Origin of the sequence: Brevibacterium sp. 239c (assembly GCF_900169365.1) — a bacterium.
Classification (GTDB): Bacteria; Actinomycetota; Actinomycetes; order Actinomycetales; family Brevibacteriaceae; genus Brevibacterium.
Map to the genome: position 1 here is coordinate 1 of NZ_FXZH01000065.1, position 1,231 is coordinate 1,231.

General features: G+C 53.9%; 2 rRNA genes. Both read right to left on the reverse strand.

Annotated elements, in window-relative coordinates:
* Nucleotides 1-594: ribosomal RNA gene (locus tag BSP239C_RS20380) — 23S ribosomal RNA — on the reverse strand; the annotation flags it as partial.
* Nucleotides 595-1,007: 413 nt separating this feature from the next.
* A 16S ribosomal RNA gene (locus tag BSP239C_RS20385) occupies nucleotides 1,008-1,231 on the reverse strand; the annotation flags it as partial.

Below are 1,231 nucleotides of genomic sequence, written 5' to 3' on the forward strand. Positions count from 1 at the left end.
GTACTATTTCACTCCCCTCCCGGGGTACTTTTCACCATTCCCTCACGGTACTATCCGCTATCGGTCATCAGGAAGTATTTAGCCTTACCAGGTGGTCCTGGCAGATTCACACGACATTCCACGAGTATCGTGCTACTCGGGTGTATGCACAACGTCGGGGCCACATGTTTCGTCTACGGGACTCTCACCCACTCCGGTACTGTTTCCCACCAGCTTCGACTACACGCAACACACATCAACGTCCTAGTCATGCTGGACTAGACACACATACCCCACAACACCGCATACGCAACACCAGCACGTTTGACACGCACACGGTTTAGGCTCATCCAGTTTCGCTCGCCACTACTCCCGGAATCATGTTTTATTTTCTCTTCCTACGGGTACTGAGATGTTTCACTTCCCCGCGTTCCCCCCACACACCCTATATATTCAGATGCGGGTCACCACACTCTCATGCGGCGGGGTTTCCCCATTCGGACACCCTCGGATCACAGCCCGTTTATCGGCTCCCCGAGGCTTATCGCAGATTTCCACGTCCTTCATCGGCTCCTGATGCCAAGGCATCCACCATGCGCTCTTACACACTCATACCACCACATCAAAGACGGTCATATGCGTGTGTGCGAAAATTTCACACTAAAGATTTCACAAGAAAAATCACATTACATAACAACCCGACACAAGCCGGGCTGTTGATGCTCGCGTCCACTATACGATTCTCAAACCACTACCAAACACCACCCACACCCACACTGACCAGCAGCGCACATGTGACCTGGGTCGGTCCTGTTGGATGAAACCACACACACAACCATTGCTGGCTGGCTTGTGATCCCAGGACCCAATAACGTGTTCATTCACATACGACCACCAACCACCGCCACACGAGGCACATACCCCGAACAACGCTGTGCAGACGAACCAAATAGAGATGTTCCACCCTTGAGCTCCCACCAGGCAACGCGAATGGCTGCCTCTGCGGGGTTCTTATGTGTGCTCCTTAGAAAGGAGGTGATCCAGCCGCACCTTCCGGTACGGCTACCTTGTTACGACTTAGTCCCAATTGCCAGTCCCACCTTAGACGGCCCCCTCCCCACAAGGGGGTTGGGCCACCGGCTTCGGGTGTTACCGACTTTCGTGACTTGACGGGCGGTGTGTACAAGGCCCGGGAACGTATTCACCGCAGCGTTGCTGATCTGCGATTACTAGCGACTCCGACTTCACGTAG